Here is a 17,173-nt window from a genome sequence, read left to right as displayed (position 1 = left end):
ATAGAGATTTAAGACCTTAAATTTCAGTTTGTTAATGAGTTTCTTAAATGAGTTTTTTATTCGTACAATATTGAGTTTGGAAACAAATAACATATTAAAATACAATGTGAAATAATAACTTGTTATACACTTAAAAGTATATAAAATGAGAGGTGGTGAACTTTAGTAAGAGTTTGGTAATTATAATACATTCTCTTACTAAAGATAACATATGGAATTTAAATTGGCACTATTAGCAGTGAAAGATGTTAATGTTTCTAAACAGTTTTATAAGGAACTATTTGACCAAAAAGTTATTCTTGATTTAGGTAAAAATGTAACGTTTAGTGGTGGGTTTGCAATACAAGAGGATTTTGCGTGGCTTACAAATTTATCTGCTAATTCTGTTAAGGAGAAGTCAAATAATATGGAATTATATTTTGAGGTAGATAATTTTGAAGCATTTATGCAAAAGATACAAGAGTATGAAAATATTGAATATGTTCATCAGCCTAAAAAACATGAATGGCAACAAAGAGTTGTTCGTATTTATGACCCTGACCATCATATTATAGAGATAGGAGAATCTATGACAGTTATAGCAAAACGTTATCTTAACAATGGATATTCTATAGAGGAAATTTCAAAAATTATTCAACATCCTATTGAATTTGTTGAAATGTGTAAACAAAGCTGATGAATTCAGTTTATTAAACAAGTTGGTTTAAAGGGGGGAACGTTTTATGGATAAGGCAATTATTATTGGTGCAAGTAGTGGAATTGGAAGAGAATTAGCAAAAATTTTTTCAAAAGAGAAATATAATCTAGGATTAGCTGCAAGAAGAAGTAACTTGTTATCTGAGCTTCAAAAAGAACTACCTACAAAATCATATATAAAAAGTATTGATATTTCTAAACAAGATGAAGCAATGAACAAATTAACTGAATTAATTAATGAAATGGGTGGTGTAGATTTAATAATAATAACTTCAGGTATTGGAGATTTAAATGAAGAATTAGATTGGAATAAGGAAAAAGAAGTAATTGATGTTAATGTATCTGGAGTTACATCAATGATTAATATTTCATTAAAACATTTCATGGAAAAAAACTCTGGCCAATTAGTGGTAATATCATCTGTTGGGGGGTTAAGAGGAAGTAGAGGGGCACCTTCATATAACGCTTCTAAAGCATTTCTTTCTAATTATTTAGAAGGCATAAGATGTAAAGTTAGAAAAAGTAACTCTAATATAACAATAACAGATATTAGACCAGGATTAGTAGATACAGATATGGCTAAAGGAGAAGGATTATTTTGGGTTCAACCCCTTGAGAAAGCATCATATCAAATACATGAGAAAATAAAACAAAGAAAGAAAATAGCATATGTAACTAAAAGATGGGGAGTTATGGCATTTATTTTAAAACATATGCCTGATAGAATTTATTCTAAGTTATAAAAATAAATAACAGAGTGTAAAATCGCATTATTCAAAGAATTGGATTTGCGATTTTTTATTATTCAATACTAAGAAAGTGTACAGTTTAACTAGAATATTAAACATTCTATTTTACCAGCCATAAATTCATGTAAAACTCATTAATCTATTGAAATTACAGGGCTAAAGTAATCTTTGAAAATTTTTCGGAGAATTTTACAATCGGCTGGGAAAGTTTCCTTAAAACCTTGAAGTTTCAATGCTTTAGTGATATTATTGATTTTAGAAAATGGCTATTTTGCTATGGTTTAACCTTAACATGAGATGTATTTAAATAATGCAATAATAAAAACTAGCAATGGATTAATTAGTTTAACCTTAACATGAGATGTATTTAAATAATTCAACTACCCAAACATAAGGATTAGTACTAAATGTTTAACCTTAACATGAGATGTATTTAAATGCTATTATTCCATCTGCATCATTAACTGGACTTTCAGTTTAACCTTAACATGAGATGTATTTAAATTTAGATCATTAACTTTAAGTACTAACCCAATAACTTGTTTAACCTTAACATGAGATGTATTTAAATATGTAAAGAAATAGCAGATGCTTTTTTTGCAAACTCGTTTAACCTTAACATGAGATGTATTTAAATAAAAGAAAGTGGAGTAAGAAGAAAAAAATCTTCTAGTTTAACCTTAACATGAGATGTATTTAAATGCTTTATAATTATTCATAGTCAATAATTTTACACAAAGTTTAACCTTAACATGAGATGTATTTAAATTAATATTCTTTTCCTTCATACCAAATAGCTTTCATAGTTTAACCTTAACATGAGATGTATTTAAATTTGCCACCTTCGTCATACATTGATTTAGTTTTCTTGTTTAACCTTAACATGAGATGTATTTAAATCTTTTGATAATGATGATTTCATAGTAAAAGGTGAGTTTAACCTTAACATGAGATGTATTTAAATAATAATAAGAAAGAAGAAACTAAGAAAGTAGTTGCGTTTAACCTTAACATGAGATGTATTTAAATTAATTTTCACTTTCCTTTCTGACTTTAATATATAAAAGTTTAACTTTAACATGAGATGTATTTAAATGACAAATTTGGAAATATAAAAGATATTCTTATTTGTTTAACCTTAACATGAGATGTATTTAAATTTCTGCAACCATCCGAAAAAGTTCTTTAAATAAGTGGTTTAACCTTAACATGAGATGTACAATAAAATATCCTTATAGCTATAATTTTGATTTTGTGGCTATAAGGATGTTTTTATTTTTAATTCTTAATAATGTTATAAAAACAGTTACTAAAAATGTTACAAGATAGATTAATAAGTTGAAATATTTTTAGAGAAGATAACTTCTTATTTTCTTATATTCATATTTTTATAAATGCTTAGGATTTAAGTATCTTAGGTGTTTTTTTATATGAAATTCTAAAAAAGTGTACAACCTGTAAAAAATGCGACGTAAATGCTGAAAATTGAAATACGAACGATGATCTCTGAAAATGAAATAATACAATGTTAAAGATACCTATAATTTTCACAATCGTAATTTTTTATGTAATATTATTCATATTAGCATCAAACTGCAGTTTGTGAAAATGATGTTTAAAAGTATATTGTTTTTTATTAGAAAGATAAAATTTAGAGCTAACGAGATTAAGTTGCTAATCTTGTTAGCTCATCAGTAAAAATTTAATTATGAAAGTTTTTTTAGCAGATTGAGGTATATAATTTTTGCTATTTTTACATAAACATTGTTATATAAAGCACTGTTTTAAATTGATTTTGAAAAATTTCTAATTGCTTTTTTAATTGCCTGAGCTATTTCTTTAGGAGATTCTCTTTCGTTATTGTCTATCCATTTAGATAACACATTCCAAAGACCACCTATGTTATAAAGAACTATGTATTCTTCTTCAATATGGTTATCATAATCATGCCATTGAACTTCTGAAAATTTATTTATATCAGGTATAAATGAATTTATTTTTTCCATGATAAAGTAAAATAAGTGATTTTGTTTAAGTAATTCTAATTCTTTAATATGTTTATTCCAGAATTCAAAATAATTAATAAGAGTACTATCAAAAGAGAAATCAGTGTTTTCTTTTATAGACCTTATATAGTCTTCGAATAAATAATCTGTGTATTTACATAGTAGATCTTCTTTAACTTTAAAATTACGATAAAATGTTCTTCTTGATAATTGTGCTTTATCTGATATTTCTTTAACTGTAATAGTGGAGTATGGTTTTTCTTTCATTAAATCAAAGAGAGCTTCAATTAACCATTTCTTAGATTGTTCAGCAATTCGATTTGTTTTTTGTTTCAAAGTATACCTCCTAAAGTGTCACAAATTCTTTTAATATGTAGCACTTATCTAAATAGTATTGATATTATCTATAAATGCATTATACTATATTTGAAGCTAAGTGTCACATGTGTGAATTAAATTCTCATATGTGACTATGTATTAGACTTAATTTAAGGGGGTGATTTATATGAATAGTATAAATGTTATTGTTTGGTTATTTCCTGTTATATTTATGATCCATGATTTTGAAGAAATTATACTTGTTTCAGCTTGGAAGAAAAGGTATAAGAATTACCTTGACACCTGCACAATAAAAAAGAAGCCATTTGAAGATTTTAAAAGTACAGATTCCTTCTCAATTGGAGTAGAAATCCTATTTCTGATTTTTTCATTTGCTTCCTTGTTTTCAATCATTTTTAATAGCTATTATATTTGGTATGGACTTTTTTTTGCCACTGCAGCTCACTTTATTACAGCTCATTTAAATTTGACAATAAAATTTAAACATTATGTTCCAGGCATTATAACTGCAATTTTATTTTTACCTTTGAGTATCTATATTCTTTATACTGCAACATTAATATTAGCATTTAGCGTAACTGAAATAATCTTATCTTGTGTTGCTGGTTCGCTATTTGGATTTGTAATTTATGTTTTGCTTCACAGTGTAGAAAAAAATTTTGAAAACCTATTAGTTAAATTCTCAAATAAATAAAATATTATATTAGAGGTGATAATTTTATGGAGAAAAAAAGTATGACAGCACTCATAAGCGCCTTTTCAAGAGCATATCATTCAATACAAAATACAGAGAAAGTATTTGATGATTACTTAGCAAAGGACATTCTAACTCAAAATGAATACGAAGAAATTGTAAGTAATATGTCAAAAGGTATCAAATTTTTCAATCCATCATTTGAGGGTACACAGGATGAAGCTTTACGCTTTATTGTTGATAATCAGTTATCTCCAACTCCAATTGGTAGAGCGGCATTTACAGAAAAGTCGCTTGAAAATGCAGTAAAAATTGGTGCAAAGCAATATTTGATTTTTGCTGCTGGGTATGATACATTCGCATATCGTCAGCCTGACTGGGCAAAAAATATTCAAATATTTGAACTTGACCATCCTTTAACTGGAATTGATAAGCAAAAGCGTATTCAATCAGTAATTACAGAAAAACCTTCCAATTTACACTATATACCTATTGATTTTACAGAAAAGACTTGGGAGAGAAATCTAATTGAATGTTTGCAGTTTGAGCAAAACAAAATAAGTTTTTGCAGTTTACTTGGAGTAAATTACTATTTGACTAAGGAAGATTTTGAACATGCAATAAATACTATTTCAAGTATTGTGCCAAAAGGCAGTAGCATTGTTTTTGATTATCAAGATGAGGATACTTATACTCCAAAGGCAGGGGAAAGAGTTAAAAAGCAAATTGCAATGACTAGTGCATCAAACGAAAAAATGCTTGCAAGTTATTCTTATTTAGAGTTGGAAAAACTATTAGCTCATAGTAATTTCTTAATTTATGAGCATTTAAAACCAAATGAAATAACTGAACAGTATTTCAAAAAATATAATCAATCAAATCCAGAGCATCCTATAAAAGCATTTAATAATGTGAATTATTGCTTGGCAGTTAAGAAATAAAAGTAAAATTGAAGAAATAATTAATATATGATTTTCTTATTTAACGGAATAACTGAAAAAATCAATGATTTATAAAAACACTGCATTATTCAAATTTAAATTTTGCAGTGTTTTTCGTTGTATTACAAATAAAGTGTACAAGTAAACTAGAATATTAAACATTCTAGTTTACCAGGCATAAATTTATGTAAAACTCATTAATCCATTGAAATTACAGGGCTAAGGTAATCTTTGAAAATTTTTCGGAGAATTTTACAATCGGCTGGGAAAGTTTCCTTAAAACATTGAAGTTTCAATACCTTAGTGATATTATTGATTTTAGAGAATGAGCATTTTACTATGGTTTAACCTTAACATGAGATGTATTTAAATATAAGTATCTTTCCTTGCCACATTTCACATAATTTGGTTTAACCTTAACATGAGATGTATTTAAATGGAACAGTAATATCTCCCTCTCCCTCTCCTGTACCCGTTTAACCTTAACATGAGATGTATTTAAATCCATTATCCCATCCAAAACTATTGTAAAGGCTTCTGTTTAACCTTAACATGAGATGTATTTAAATAGCATTATGGAAGAACCCTTACTAAGATAAAAATGTTTAACCTTAACATGAGATGTATTTAAATTGTAGTATAATTATATTTGTAAGGAGGTATTAAACGTTTAACCTTAACATGAGATGTATTTAAATATAATACTAATTTAATAGAAACTGATATAAATAAAGTTTAACCTTAACATGAGATGTATTTAAATCTGTTTTAATAGTCTCTAAATATTTATCCTGTATGTTTAACCTTAACATGAGATGTATTTAAATTCTAACACATCTCTGCTTGAATTTAATATTTCTTTTGTTTAACCTTAACATGAGATGTATTTAAATATTTTTAATGCAACATCATTTTGCTCTAATTTATCGTTTAACCTTAACATGAGATGTATTTAAATATATTTAAGCAAATTGGTTTTCTTTTTGGAACTTTGTTTAACCTTAACATGAGATGTATTTAAATTTGGCATATCTTACTGCGTCGATATGGTGATTATCGTTTAACCTTAACATGAGATGTATTTAAATTTCCTCCTTGACTTGATACACAATCTACAGTGGATGGTTTAACCTTAACATGAGATGTATTTAAATAAACATGACTGCATTAACTAAAATGCTTATGAATAAGTTTAACCTTAACATGAGATGTATTTAAATACGTCTTTAAGAGTGCCATCAAAATCCTTGCTGTAGTTTAACCTTAACATGAGATGTATTTAAAAATGGATGAAATATGATTAATATCTATTCTTTTGGCGTACTTATCATAATTTTAAAATATAGTATTTTAGAAGTTATCCTTAGTTCTTTAGTAACATGAATTCATAAAGAATAAAAAGTGTATTTTTAGATCTTAATATTTATTAGGACTAAAAATGCACTTTTTTTCACTTTTAACAAGCGTTAATGTAAAATATGGTATAATATATATTAATTACAAGAAATTTGGGTGAGGTAAATAAATGAATTTTATAGAATTAACAGCAACGGTAATGTTAAAAAAAGACATATATTTTGCAGATGGCGGATATATAATAGGTAAAAATATAAATAAGCTTATGTTATTAGATGAGGATTTAAAAGAACTTCATCCAAAAAAAGAATATAAACATTATGTTTTTAATAATTTTTATCCATTGGAAAAAGATAAGTTTTATAAGAAAGATAAATTATATATTTTTAAAATCAGAGGATTAAAACATGATTTTATGCAAAAAATACATAATTGTTTACAAATGTTAAAGAGTGATGATTTTAAGGTTATTTCAGTCGCATCAAATGAAGTGGAAATAACAAGTATTAAAGAGTTAAATACTGTTACTCCAGTAATTATTACTGTTGATAATAAACCTTGGTTACAAGATGATGATTTAGAATTGTTTAAAGATAGATTAGAAGCAAATTTAGAAAAGAAGTATAAAGACTTTTTTGATGAGGATATAAATATAAAAGGAAAATTTATAAAGAATATTATCTTTAAAAACAGAATGCCTATGGGCTTTTCTTACAAGTGTATCAAGCTTCTCGGAAATAAATTGAATATAGAAATTCAGGAGAATGAGGAGGCTCAAAAGATAGCTTTTATAGCGATGGGGGCTGGATTAGGTGAAAAGAATTCTGCTGTTGGAGCGGGGTTTTGTAATTGGAGGTAATATAGATGATTACTTGGGATGAGATAAATAAAGTTTCAAGCATTATTACTATAGGTACTCCAATAATCACATTTATTTTAGGATTGAAGTTTCACAAATTTAGACGTTGGATTGAGTATAAAAGAATTGAAAGAAATATTTGCAAAAATACTGGTGTGTTGATAGTGCGTATAGGAACTAATGATATAGAAAATCAAGTAAAACTTTGGTTAAGACAGAGGAAAAAATATAAAGATATATCTGATGAACATATTGTAAAAGTTGAAAAAACAGGGCAGATAGAATCGAAGGATATTGATGATATAATTACGGATTTAAAAAATAAAAAGATTAAGTTACAACAAAAAGGTATAAGTAAGGTTCTTTTATTCATATCATCACCTGTTAGTGTTGCAACTATGATAGGTGCAGAATTATCTAATGATTTTAATGTTTTAGTTTATAATCATACTTTTAAAAGCGATGATAAGTATGAACTTTGGGGGCAGCTTCAAAGATAATTAAAAATTATATTTTATAATAAAAAATATATTTGCAAAGAGGTAAAACAATGAAAAATACTAAAATAACAGTTGAATGTGAGGTAGTTACTCCCTTATTTTTATATGGAGCAGATGGACAAACACCCGAGATAAGAATACCATCACTAAAGGGAATGATTAGGTATTGGTGGAGAGCAGCAAATGCTGATTTAGGATTAAAACAATTAAAAGAAAGTGAAAATTTAACATTTGGTGGAGTAAGTAAAGAGTCGAAACAAGAGAATAAAAATAAAATCGGTAAAAGCAAAGTTATTATGAGATTAATTAATTATAATGATAAATCAAATACTTCTTACTTATGGAAAGAATTAAGATTTTCAAATGAAAGTAGTTTTAAACAAACAACTGAATATTCAGGTTTAAAATATTTACTTTATTCTTTATTATTAAAAAATTCAAAGCAATATATTAAGACTGGGACTAAATTTAATGTTGAGTTTAAAGCAAATAATAGTGATGATTTGGAAAAAGCTATGATAGGATTATTATTTCTGCAGTTTTTTGGTGCAATAGGTGCTAGGAATAGAAGAGGTGCAGGAAGTATTAAAATAAACAGTTTTATAGAAAATAATAGTAATATAGAGTGTATTAATTTATTTGATACACATTCAATTAAGGATAAAGCATCATTAGTCAATAGGTATATAGAGCTTTCAAAGTTAATTAACAATACAACAGAAAAATCATATTCTGTTTTAAAGGGAAGTAGAATATTTGTTTTTAATTATAAGGAGACTTGGTACGATGCCCTTGAATTTATAGGAAAAAAGTTTAAATATTTCAGAGATAATAATAGAAGTAATATTTATGATGTTGCTAATTTTGGATTTCCAATAATCCATAGAAATAAGACTAAAATAATTGCTGGAAAAATGGAAAAAAATAAACTAAAAGAGATAAAAAGAAGATTATCACCATTTATATTTAAAGTAATAAAAATTAATGAAAATATGTTTTTTCCAATAGTAATATATTTAAATGGAAATTTAATTAATGATGAATTTAGGATAATGAAAGCACTTGATAAATCAAGTAAAGATAAATTAAGAGAAGATAAATTTAAAAAATTACCTAAATTAAAAAGTGATATCATTAAAAAATTTATTACTTATTTAACAGATGGAAATGAATATAAGGAGATAACAATATGAGTAAATATCTATTTTTATTTACTATTGGACCAGTACAAAATTTTATTGCTCAAGCAAGAAAAACACAAGATTTATTTGGTGGAAGTCAAATACTATCAAGTTTAATAGAAGATGTGTTAGATGCATTGAATAATGAAAAAGTAAAATTTATAAATTATCCAGTAGATATAATATTCCCAAATAAAGAAAAAGAATTAAAATCCTGTCCAAACAGATTTACAATGATTGTTACTACAAATAAGATTGATGAAGTTGGAGAGAATTTAAAAAATTATGTTAAAGATAGATTTAAAGAATATTCAGAAGAAGTATTTAAATTAAATATTAATGATGTTAACAATATAAAAATAGATTTTTTTAATCAAATAGATGATTTTCTTGAAGTTTATTGGGTTGCAGTACCATTAAAAGAAAGTGATGAAAACTATTACGATACATACAAAGATATAGAAGCTTATATGGGAGCTGTTAAAAACGTAAAAATTTTTAATCAATTAGAGGAAAAAGGTAGAAAATGTTCATTATGCGGATGTAGAAATGCATTAATTACAAATTGGAAATCTAATAAAAAAACTGGATTAAGAAATAATAAAGGTTTTAATGAACAAAATGTAGTCTATTTAAAGAATAATAAAGTTAAAAAACAAGAAGGATTATGTGCTGTATGTTTTACTAAGAGATTTTTTAATTTTGATTTTAATAACAACGATTTTGATTCTTTAGCCAAAATAGCTATGTTAGATGCCTTAGAAAAAATTGATAAAGATCCTGAAGGTAAACAATTAATAAATGAATACAAAAAATGTTTTAGTAAAGGTGATTTTGATGAAGAAATTTTATTTAAAGAAAATGTTACAAAAGAATATTTTGAAAAATGTTCACTTAATTTTTCAGAAAAAATAAATAATATATATAGTAATTTTTATTCTTATTGTAAAAATAAAAATATTAAGTTCAATAAATATTTTGTTGCAATAGCTTTTGATGGAGATAGTATGGGTAAGTGGTTAAGTGGTGAAAAAATTAAAGATCCACAAAATAATCTAAAAGAGTTTCATAAAAAATTATCTGAAAAGTTAATGAAATTTTCAAATAAAGCTAAAGATTATGTAGATAACCAATGTGGAATAACTGTTTATGCTGGTGGAGAAGATTTTCTTGGACTTATAAATTTAGAAGAATTATTTGATACTATGAAATATTTACGAAATAAATTCAATGAAATGGTTAATCAACCTTTAAAAGATTATTATATAGCTGAAAATTGTGATATAACATTTTCAGCTGGAATAGTTGTAACACATTATAAAGTACCTTTTTCAGAAACTTTAAAATGGACAAGAATTATGGAACATAAAGCAAAAGAAACTTTTGAAGATAACGATAAAGATGCTTTTAGTATAGGTTTATTGAGACGTTCAGGAGAAATAAGTGAAGCTGTTTTTAAATGGAAAAAAGAAAAAGGATGGAATCATAACTGTGAATTTCAGTGGACTACTGAAAACTTAAACAATATAGTTGAATCAATTAAAAATGGGAAGTTTTCATATACATTTTTAATTAATTTAATGAAAGAATTTAGATTATTTGATAATAGTGAGAAAACAAATCATGAAACACATGAGAATCTATATGATGAAATAATTAAATGTGAAATAGGTAGATTAATAAAAAGAAGTTGTAAATTAGAAAAAGCTGAAGAACAGAGTGAAGAAAATTTTTTAAAGGAAAAAAATAAACAAATTAGTATATTGATTAAAAATGTATTGAATTTATATGAAGATATGGATATAAGTGGAACTATGCAAGTGCCAAATTTTCTTTCTATGTTATCTATAATTGACTTCATAAGTAGGGAGGTATCATATGAAAATTGAGATAACACCATTAGATACATTATTTTTTAAAGACGCTAAAGCTTTTAATATGGAAGATGAAACTTGGGCAGATAGCTTTTTTCCTCCTTATCCATCAGTACTATATGGTGCACTTAGAACAGTATATTTTGCTAATCATGTTGATGAATTAGATAAAGCAACTACAAAACAAGATCCAACAAGGAACTTAGTTATAAAGAATATAAGTTACAAAATATATGAAAATAGAAATAGTTTCCTTGGATATTATTATCCTTGTCCATTTTCATTAGTACAATTAAAAAATAGGAATGTAAATCAAAAAAATAGAGAAAATAGAAGAAAAATATATAGTGTTACTGGATTAAAAAATACTAATAAAAAATTTGTATCATCAAGCAATTTGGAATATTTTTTTATGAATAATTTAGAAGTAGAAAATATAAGTAATGGAATAATTGAGAAAAGTGACTTGGAAATGTTTTTACAGGGTTATACTGAAGAATTAAAAATAAGAAAATTAGAGGATTTGATTTTAAGTGAAAATAAAATAGGAATTAGAATTAATAATAACACTAATTCAGTAAAAAATGAATGTTTATATAGAATGAACATGTTGCGTATGGATAAAGTAAAGATATGTATTGAATTTGAAGGTTTAAATATTCCATCAACAGGATTCATTAAATTGGGAGGAGAAAGTAAAAGTTGTTCTTATAAAGAAATACAGAATAATGAAGAACTATATGAGTATAGTCTTAAAGGGCAAAAATTCAAGCTTTATTTAGCTACTCCTGCAATTTTTAAAAATGGTTGGATTCCTAGTTGGATTGATAAAAATAGTTTAGAAGGAGAATATAAAGGAATAAATGTTAAACTTTTGAGTGTTTGTATGGGGAAAACTCAATATGTTGGTGGATATGATATAAAAAATGGTTGTCCTAAAAAAATGATGAAAGCAGTTCCAGCAGGTAGTGTATATTGTTTTGAATTACAAAGCGGTACTTTAGAAGAGGTTACAAATTTATTTAATGGTAAATCAATAGCTGAATTGGATTTTGCAAAACAAGGATTTGGAATCAGTTTTGTAGGAAATTGGGAGGAATAATATCATATGGTAGTTATAACTACAGTTGGAATATCAATATTTACTAATTATATGAAAGAAAAGATAAAAGATGCCTTTGAAGAGTATACATCAATAGATGTAGATGATCTATTAGATAAAAAATATTATACGGATTCATTAGAAGAATTTAAAAATAAATTGGATAAAAACAAACATATTATAAAAAATAATTGGCTAAAAGGGATTGCAAAAAATAATAATGGTGAATGGAATTTAAATGATAATTATGGATTAAACAAAGATGCATCTGCTGAAATTAAAAGTATATTTAAAATATGTGAAGAACAAAAAAGTAGTGAAAAGATAGAAATATATTTTATTACTGCTGATACAATTTTATCAAGAATGGCAGCTGAAATAATAAAAGATGAGTTATCTGATATGATGCAAGAAAAAAATATAGTTGAAATAAAGATATTTTCTATTAAAGGATGGCAAGTTAATGAAGCAAAAGAATTTATAGATAATGGGTTAGATAACTTTTATAAATGCATTAAAGAGTTAATAGAAAAAGATAAAGAAAAAGATGAAAAAGGAAATTTTAAAGAAAATATATTTAGTAATAATTCTAATGTAATTTTAAATGTATCAGGAGGGTATAAATCAATATTACCCTATGTAACAATATTAGGTCAGATTTATAATATTTCTATAAAATACATTTATGAGGAAAGTGATAGCATTTTAACTTTTGAAAATATACCATTAGCTTTTGATAGTGTATTTGAAGAATTATATTATCCTTATTTGTATAAACCAGATAAATTAAAAAATGGAGAAATTAAAAAAACATTAAAAAAGTATGGATTAATAAAAGAAAATGGACAAGAAATTAAACAAAGTGAACTTGGTAATATTTTCATGGATTATATTTTTTATAATTATGCAGATTCTAAAAATGTAGTTGGATTTTATATGGAATATAAATTCTATGAGTATTATATAGAAAACATTAAAAAGTTTTCAGATGAAAAATTTGTAAGTATTAAAAGAAGTGACGAATATACTTACAATAAAGAGATTGATCTACTTATAAACTTTGAAGATAGTAAATTAGTAGTTGAATGTAAATCAATTAATGTTTTACTAGGAAAAAATTTTGAAAAGTTAAAAGAACAAATTTCAGAACAAATAGATAAGTTTAAAATAAGTAAAAATTGTATTCCAAAAGAATATCATTTATGTTTATATAAATTTAAATTAATTAATAATACAAGATACTCAGATGATATAGTAATGAGTAGCTCTACAAAAGATGTTAAATTATATAAGGAATTCAATACTAATTTAAATGAGATTAAAGATGAGTTATTTAATGGAACAGATATAAAATTTAAAGTGTATTTAGCCACATTAGAATATACATTAAATAATGAGAGTCATAAAAATTATCTTAATTATTACCAAAAATTTATGACTAATCCATTAACAGATGTTAAAGAAGTTGAATTAAAGGAGACTAAATAATGTTTAAGATAGCAAAACCTTTTTTTATAAAATGTGAAACACCACTTCATGCAGGAAGTGGAACAGAACTTGGAATAGTTGATATGCCTATTCAAAGAGAAAAACATACATCATATCCCAAAATAGAAGGATCAACAGTTAAAGGTTGTATGCGTGCAGAATTTAATAATCGTGTAGATAAAAAAGAAGATAAAGATAAAAATACAAATCCAATAGATTTAGCATTTGGTCCAGATAAAAGTGATGGACATGCTGGTGCTCTAGGATTTACTGATGCTAGATTATTACTTTTTCCAGTTAAATCAATGAAAGGTATTTTTGCTTGGATTACATGTAAAAGTGTGCTTGAAAGATTTAAAAAAGATTTGATATTATGTGGAGAATCTATAGAAAATTTAGATTTAAGATATATTATTAATCAAGAGGGGATTTGTACAACAACATCAAATAGCAGTGCTGAAATTAAGTCTAGTAATACAAGTGAAAGATCTAAAATAGCTTTAGAAGAATATACCTTTGATGTTGATAAAGATAACTGTGATAAAATTGCAGATTTTATAGGTAAATATATAGAAGAATATGAAAGATTAAAAGAAAAATTAGTTGTATTATCTGATGATGATTTTAAAGATTTTGTAAATTTATCTACAGAAGTAATAACTAGAACAAAGATTAATCCTGACTCGGGCACAGTAAAAAATGGAGCGTTATTTACAGAAGAATACTTACCTTGTGAAACTATAATGTATTCATTGGCATTGGCTGCACCTATATTTAATTCTCAAAAAGGGAGATTTGAAGTTGAAAATACTGAAATTAATAAAGAGTATTTAGAAGCTGAAAAAGTAATTAAATTTTTCCAAGATAATAAACCGGAAGTTATGCAAATTGGAGGAAATGAAACTATAGGTAAGGGGCTAGTAACTATTATTATGAAAAAAGAGGATGATGATAAACAATGTCAGAAATAAGAAAAATAGAACAAGGTAGAGCTGCTAAAGCTTTTGAATGTATAAGTAATCATGAAAGAAAAGAAAAAGTTAAAGGTAAAGGTAAAGGTAATTTAAAAGAATATAAAAGTTATGTTAAAAAATTACCTATGCTTATAAAAGTTAATGGGCTAGGTCCTTCAATAGCTTTTGTATATTCTAAAAAACAAAAAGTAGTAGCTTATGAATGGTTATATAATGATATAGTATGTTGGATAAAAGAAAGTCCTTATTTGTATTATGTAAAAGATAAGTTTAATGGGGAATTAGTTGATGATATTATAAATTTAAATTCTCAACAATATAGAGCTGTAACAAAAGAAGTATTAGCATTTTTAAATTGGTTAAAAAGATTTGCAGATGGAAAAATATTAGATAAAGAGGATAGTAACGATGCTAAAAAAGAATAATAAATCTGACTCTAAAACTAATAATAAAAATTTAATATCAAAAGCTATTGTACCTTCTGACACTAAAAAATTAAATATAAGAAATATAGATAATTTTTATTTAAAATTTCATAAAATACCTATTAAGCCATATAAAAAAGATGCTATTAAAATAAAACTAGAAAATATTAATAGTAATTTTGATAATTTAAATATAAAAAACATATCAGAACAATATTTATTAAATATTCAAAAGATGAATTTGGATATTAAAGATTTTCAATATGAAACTGATGGAAGATTAGCAGTAGGTTTAGGTAGTGAATCAGTATATGAAACTTCTATGTGTCTTCATTACATATATGGTTTTCCATATATACCAGGACAAGCTATAAAAGGAGCATTACGAAATCATATTATAAATGAAGTATTTGATGGAGAAGAGGAAACTGCTTTAAATAATAATACTTTTTGTAGGCTGTTTGGTTGTAATGAAAAATGGATTATTGATTCAAGTATAGGAAATGTATATTTTTTTGATGCATATCCAATTAATTCACCTACACTTAAATTAGATGTTATGAATCCTCATTATTCATCTTATTATAAAGATGAAACAAATAAAGTGTTTCCAGTAGATTATGATGATACTATTCCTATTAATTTCATTACTATAGAGCATACTAAATTTAGATTTATAGTAGGTTTTAAAAAGAATTTAAAAACACATGATGAAATAGAAAAATGTCTTAATGAATCAGTTAATAATTTGTGGAATGAAACACAAAAAGAATTTTTAGATAAATCATTAAGTGAAATAGTATGTAAATATTTAAAAGAAGCTCTTAAAGAAAAAGGACTTGGGGCAAAGACCTCAGTAGGATATGGTTATTTTAATATTGATAAAGAAGAAAAAAGGAATTAAAATTCAGAAAGAGTTAAAAGGATTTGTAACATATTAAAAATAGAAAAACTTTAAACAAGTAACCACTTATTTTCCCAGCCATAAATTTATATAAACTCCCTTAATCCATTGAAATTACAGGGCTAAAGTAACTTTATAAAATTTTTTTGAAAATTTGACAAACGGCTGGTAAAGTTTCCTTGAAACCTTGAAGTTTCAATGCCTTAGTGTATTATTGATTTTAGAGAATGGCTATTTTACTGGTTTAACCTTAACATGAGATGTATTTAAATATTAAATAAAAATACTTTTCTTGCTGTTCAGCATTAGTTTAACCTTAACATGAGATGTATTTAAATTGACATCCTTCATTCATTTCAGTTTCAACACATTCATGTTTAACCTTAACATGAGATGTATTTAAATTTTTTAATATCTTTTTTTAAACTGTGTATTTTCAGTTTAACTTTAACATGAGATGTACAAGAAAATATTTTTATAGCTATAATTTTGACTTTGTAGCTATAAGAATATTTTTATTTTTACTCTTAATAATGTTATAAAAATAGTTACTAATAATGTAACTAGTAATGTTACAAGGTAGATTAATATTGTAATCATGACGGTAAATTAGAGCTATATTTAAGGCCAAAACAATGTGATATTTATATGGTGTTGTATAATTAAATTATAATGGTAATATATTACAGAAGCTTTATCATTCAAGAAAGGATTATATATTATGTTTAATAAAAACACTAACAATAGAAATTCCTTAAATAATACTATTGTAAACACAGTTATATCCATTTTATGGATTGTATTAATCTGTACAATAATTAGTTCAATTATAATATGGGAAAAAACAAGTGATTTAGTGTATATTATATCAGGAGTTATTGGGACACTAGGAATTTTATTAAATATATACCTTTTATCAAAAGAAAAATCTAGAAAAAGTCAATAATATGGTATTAAAATATGTTATAATTTATTTAAAAACACAGAAAGCTTGGGTTTAAATGGGAAATGAAATAATAAATTTTATGTATTGAGATGAATGGGGGTATACGAAAATGTTAAAAAAGTCAAAAGAAGTTTATGAT

Annotated in this window: 15 protein-coding genes and 2 CRISPR repeat arrays; of the genes, 14 read left to right on the top strand and 1 reads right to left on the bottom strand. The window is 25.1% G+C overall.

The features are described from left to right. Positions 1-211: 211 nt before the first annotated feature. On the top strand, positions 212-676 hold the full coding sequence (locus tag NG901_RS16100) for a glyoxalase/bleomycin resistance/dioxygenase family protein (protein WP_252216898.1): 465 nt from the start codon (positions 212-214) through the stop codon (positions 674-676). Positions 677-722: 46 nt separating this feature from the next. Beyond that, a complete protein-coding gene (locus tag NG901_RS16095; protein WP_252216886.1) occupies positions 723-1,439 on the top strand; it encodes an SDR family NAD(P)-dependent oxidoreductase in 717 nt (238 codons plus the stop codon). Between the two features lie 285 nt (positions 1,440-1,724). Further along, positions 1,725-2,671: direct repeats of the CRISPR family, unit length 30 nt; unit sequence GTTTAACCTTAACATGAGATGTATTTAAAT. A 558-nt stretch (positions 2,672-3,229) separates the two neighbouring features. Here NG901_RS16095 and NG901_RS16090 read toward each other — a convergent pair. Further along, positions 3,230-3,787 (bottom strand): TetR/AcrR family transcriptional regulator, encoded by a 558-nt coding sequence (locus NG901_RS16090; RefSeq protein WP_252216884.1) that lies wholly within the window; start codon positions 3,785-3,787, stop codon positions 3,230-3,232. 169 nt (positions 3,788-3,956) lie between these two features. Between NG901_RS16090 and NG901_RS16085 the strand changes: the two genes are divergently transcribed. From NG901_RS16085 to NG901_RS16030, 12 genes are all read left to right on the top strand, one after another. Continuing rightward, positions 3,957-4,484 (top strand): HXXEE domain-containing protein, encoded by a 528-nt coding sequence (locus tag NG901_RS16085; protein WP_252216883.1) that lies wholly within the window; start codon positions 3,957-3,959, stop codon positions 4,482-4,484. Between the two features lie 26 nt (positions 4,485-4,510). Further along, complete coding sequence (locus tag NG901_RS16080; protein WP_252216882.1) at positions 4,511-5,425, top strand: class I SAM-dependent methyltransferase; 915 nt, start codon at positions 4,511-4,513, stop codon at positions 5,423-5,425. 342 nt (positions 5,426-5,767) lie between these two features. Next, positions 5,768-6,710: a CRISPR direct-repeat array (repeat unit 30 nt; unit sequence GTTTAACCTTAACATGAGATGTATTTAAAT). Positions 6,711-6,950: 240 nt separating this feature from the next. Next, complete coding sequence (gene cas6 / locus NG901_RS16075; protein WP_252216881.1) at positions 6,951-7,640, top strand: CRISPR-associated endoribonuclease Cas6; 690 nt, start codon at positions 6,951-6,953, stop codon at positions 7,638-7,640. Positions 7,641-7,645: 5 nt separating this feature from the next. Continuing rightward, a complete protein-coding gene (locus tag NG901_RS16070; RefSeq protein WP_252216878.1) occupies positions 7,646-8,140 on the top strand; it encodes a hypothetical protein in 495 nt (164 codons plus the stop codon). Positions 8,141-8,190: 50 nt separating this feature from the next. After that, positions 8,191-9,333 carry a type III-B CRISPR module RAMP protein Cmr1 gene (gene cmr1 / locus NG901_RS16065; RefSeq protein WP_252216876.1) on the top strand — a complete coding sequence of 381 codons (1,143 nt, stop codon included), beginning with the start codon at positions 8,191-8,193 and terminating at the stop codon, positions 9,331-9,333. Then, entirely contained in the window at positions 9,330-11,210 is a 1,881-nt protein-coding gene (gene cas10, locus NG901_RS16060; protein ID WP_252216875.1) for a type III-B CRISPR-associated protein Cas10/Cmr2, read from the top strand. The genes cmr1 and cas10 overlap by 4 nt, the downstream gene beginning before the upstream one ends. Further along, entirely contained in the window at positions 11,200-12,297 is a 1,098-nt protein-coding gene (gene cmr3, locus NG901_RS16055) for a type III-B CRISPR module-associated protein Cmr3 (RefSeq protein WP_252216872.1), read from the top strand. Before cas10 ends, cmr3 begins: the two co-directional genes overlap by 11 nt. A 6-nt stretch (positions 12,298-12,303) precedes the next feature. After that, positions 12,304-13,785 carry a hypothetical protein gene (locus tag NG901_RS16050; RefSeq protein WP_252216869.1) on the top strand — a complete coding sequence of 494 codons (1,482 nt, stop codon included), beginning with the start codon at positions 12,304-12,306 and terminating at the stop codon, positions 13,783-13,785. Continuing rightward, a complete protein-coding gene (cmr4, locus tag NG901_RS16045) occupies positions 13,785-14,756 on the top strand; it encodes a type III-B CRISPR module RAMP protein Cmr4 (RefSeq protein ID WP_252216867.1) in 972 nt (323 codons plus the stop codon). Before NG901_RS16050 ends, cmr4 begins: the two co-directional genes overlap by 1 nt. Further along, complete coding sequence (gene cmr5, locus NG901_RS16040; protein ID WP_252216865.1) at positions 14,744-15,184, top strand: type III-B CRISPR module-associated protein Cmr5; 441 nt, start codon at positions 14,744-14,746, stop codon at positions 15,182-15,184. The genes cmr4 and cmr5 overlap by 13 nt, the downstream gene beginning before the upstream one ends. Further along, on the top strand, positions 15,168-16,088 hold the full coding sequence (gene cmr6 / locus NG901_RS16035) for a type III-B CRISPR module RAMP protein Cmr6 (RefSeq protein ID WP_252216862.1): 921 nt from the start codon (positions 15,168-15,170) through the stop codon (positions 16,086-16,088). Before cmr5 ends, cmr6 begins: the two co-directional genes overlap by 17 nt. Before the next feature lie 721 nt (positions 16,089-16,809). Next, entirely contained in the window at positions 16,810-17,034 is a 225-nt protein-coding gene (locus NG901_RS16030; protein WP_252216859.1) for a hypothetical protein, read from the top strand. The last annotated feature ends 139 nt before the right edge of the window (positions 17,035-17,173 follow it).

It is taken from the genome of Clostridium sp. CMCC3677 (genome assembly GCF_023845585.1).
Taxonomy (GTDB): domain Bacteria; phylum Bacillota; class Clostridia; order Clostridiales; family Clostridiaceae; genus Clostridium; species Clostridium aquiflavi.
This window is presented reverse-complemented; position numbering and strand designations above follow the sequence as displayed.

Excerpts from the sequence above, each read along its gene's own strand:
- NG901_RS16100 (WP_252216898.1), top strand. The coding sequence starts at position 212 with ATGGAATTTAAATTGGCACTATTAGCAGTGAAAGATGTTAATGTTTCT.
- cas10 (WP_252216875.1), top strand. The coding sequence starts at position 9,330 with ATGAGTAAATATCTATTTTTATTTACTATTGGACCAGTACAAAATTTT.
- cmr5 (WP_252216865.1), top strand. The coding sequence starts at position 14,744 with ATGTCAGAAATAAGAAAAATAGAACAAGGTAGAGCTGCTAAAGCTTTT.
- cas6 (WP_252216881.1), top strand. The coding sequence starts at position 6,951 with ATGAATTTTATAGAATTAACAGCAACGGTAATGTTAAAAAAAGACATA.
- NG901_RS16080 (WP_252216882.1), top strand. The coding sequence starts at position 4,511 with ATGGAGAAAAAAAGTATGACAGCACTCATAAGCGCCTTTTCAAGAGCA.
- cmr1 (WP_252216876.1), top strand. The coding sequence starts at position 8,191 with ATGAAAAATACTAAAATAACAGTTGAATGTGAGGTAGTTACTCCCTTA.
- NG901_RS16050 (WP_252216869.1), top strand. The coding sequence starts at position 12,304 with ATGGTAGTTATAACTACAGTTGGAATATCAATATTTACTAATTATATG.
- cmr3 (WP_252216872.1), top strand. The coding sequence starts at position 11,200 with ATGAAAATTGAGATAACACCATTAGATACATTATTTTTTAAAGACGCT.
- NG901_RS16095 (WP_252216886.1), top strand. The coding sequence starts at position 723 with ATGGATAAGGCAATTATTATTGGTGCAAGTAGTGGAATTGGAAGAGAA.
- NG901_RS16030 (WP_252216859.1), top strand. The coding sequence starts at position 16,810 with ATGTTTAATAAAAACACTAACAATAGAAATTCCTTAAATAATACTATT.
- NG901_RS16070 (WP_252216878.1), top strand. The coding sequence starts at position 7,646 with ATGATTACTTGGGATGAGATAAATAAAGTTTCAAGCATTATTACTATA.
- cmr4 (WP_252216867.1), top strand. The coding sequence starts at position 13,785 with ATGTTTAAGATAGCAAAACCTTTTTTTATAAAATGTGAAACACCACTT.
- cmr6 (WP_252216862.1), top strand. The coding sequence starts at position 15,168 with ATGCTAAAAAAGAATAATAAATCTGACTCTAAAACTAATAATAAAAAT.
- NG901_RS16085 (WP_252216883.1), top strand. The coding sequence starts at position 3,957 with ATGAATAGTATAAATGTTATTGTTTGGTTATTTCCTGTTATATTTATG.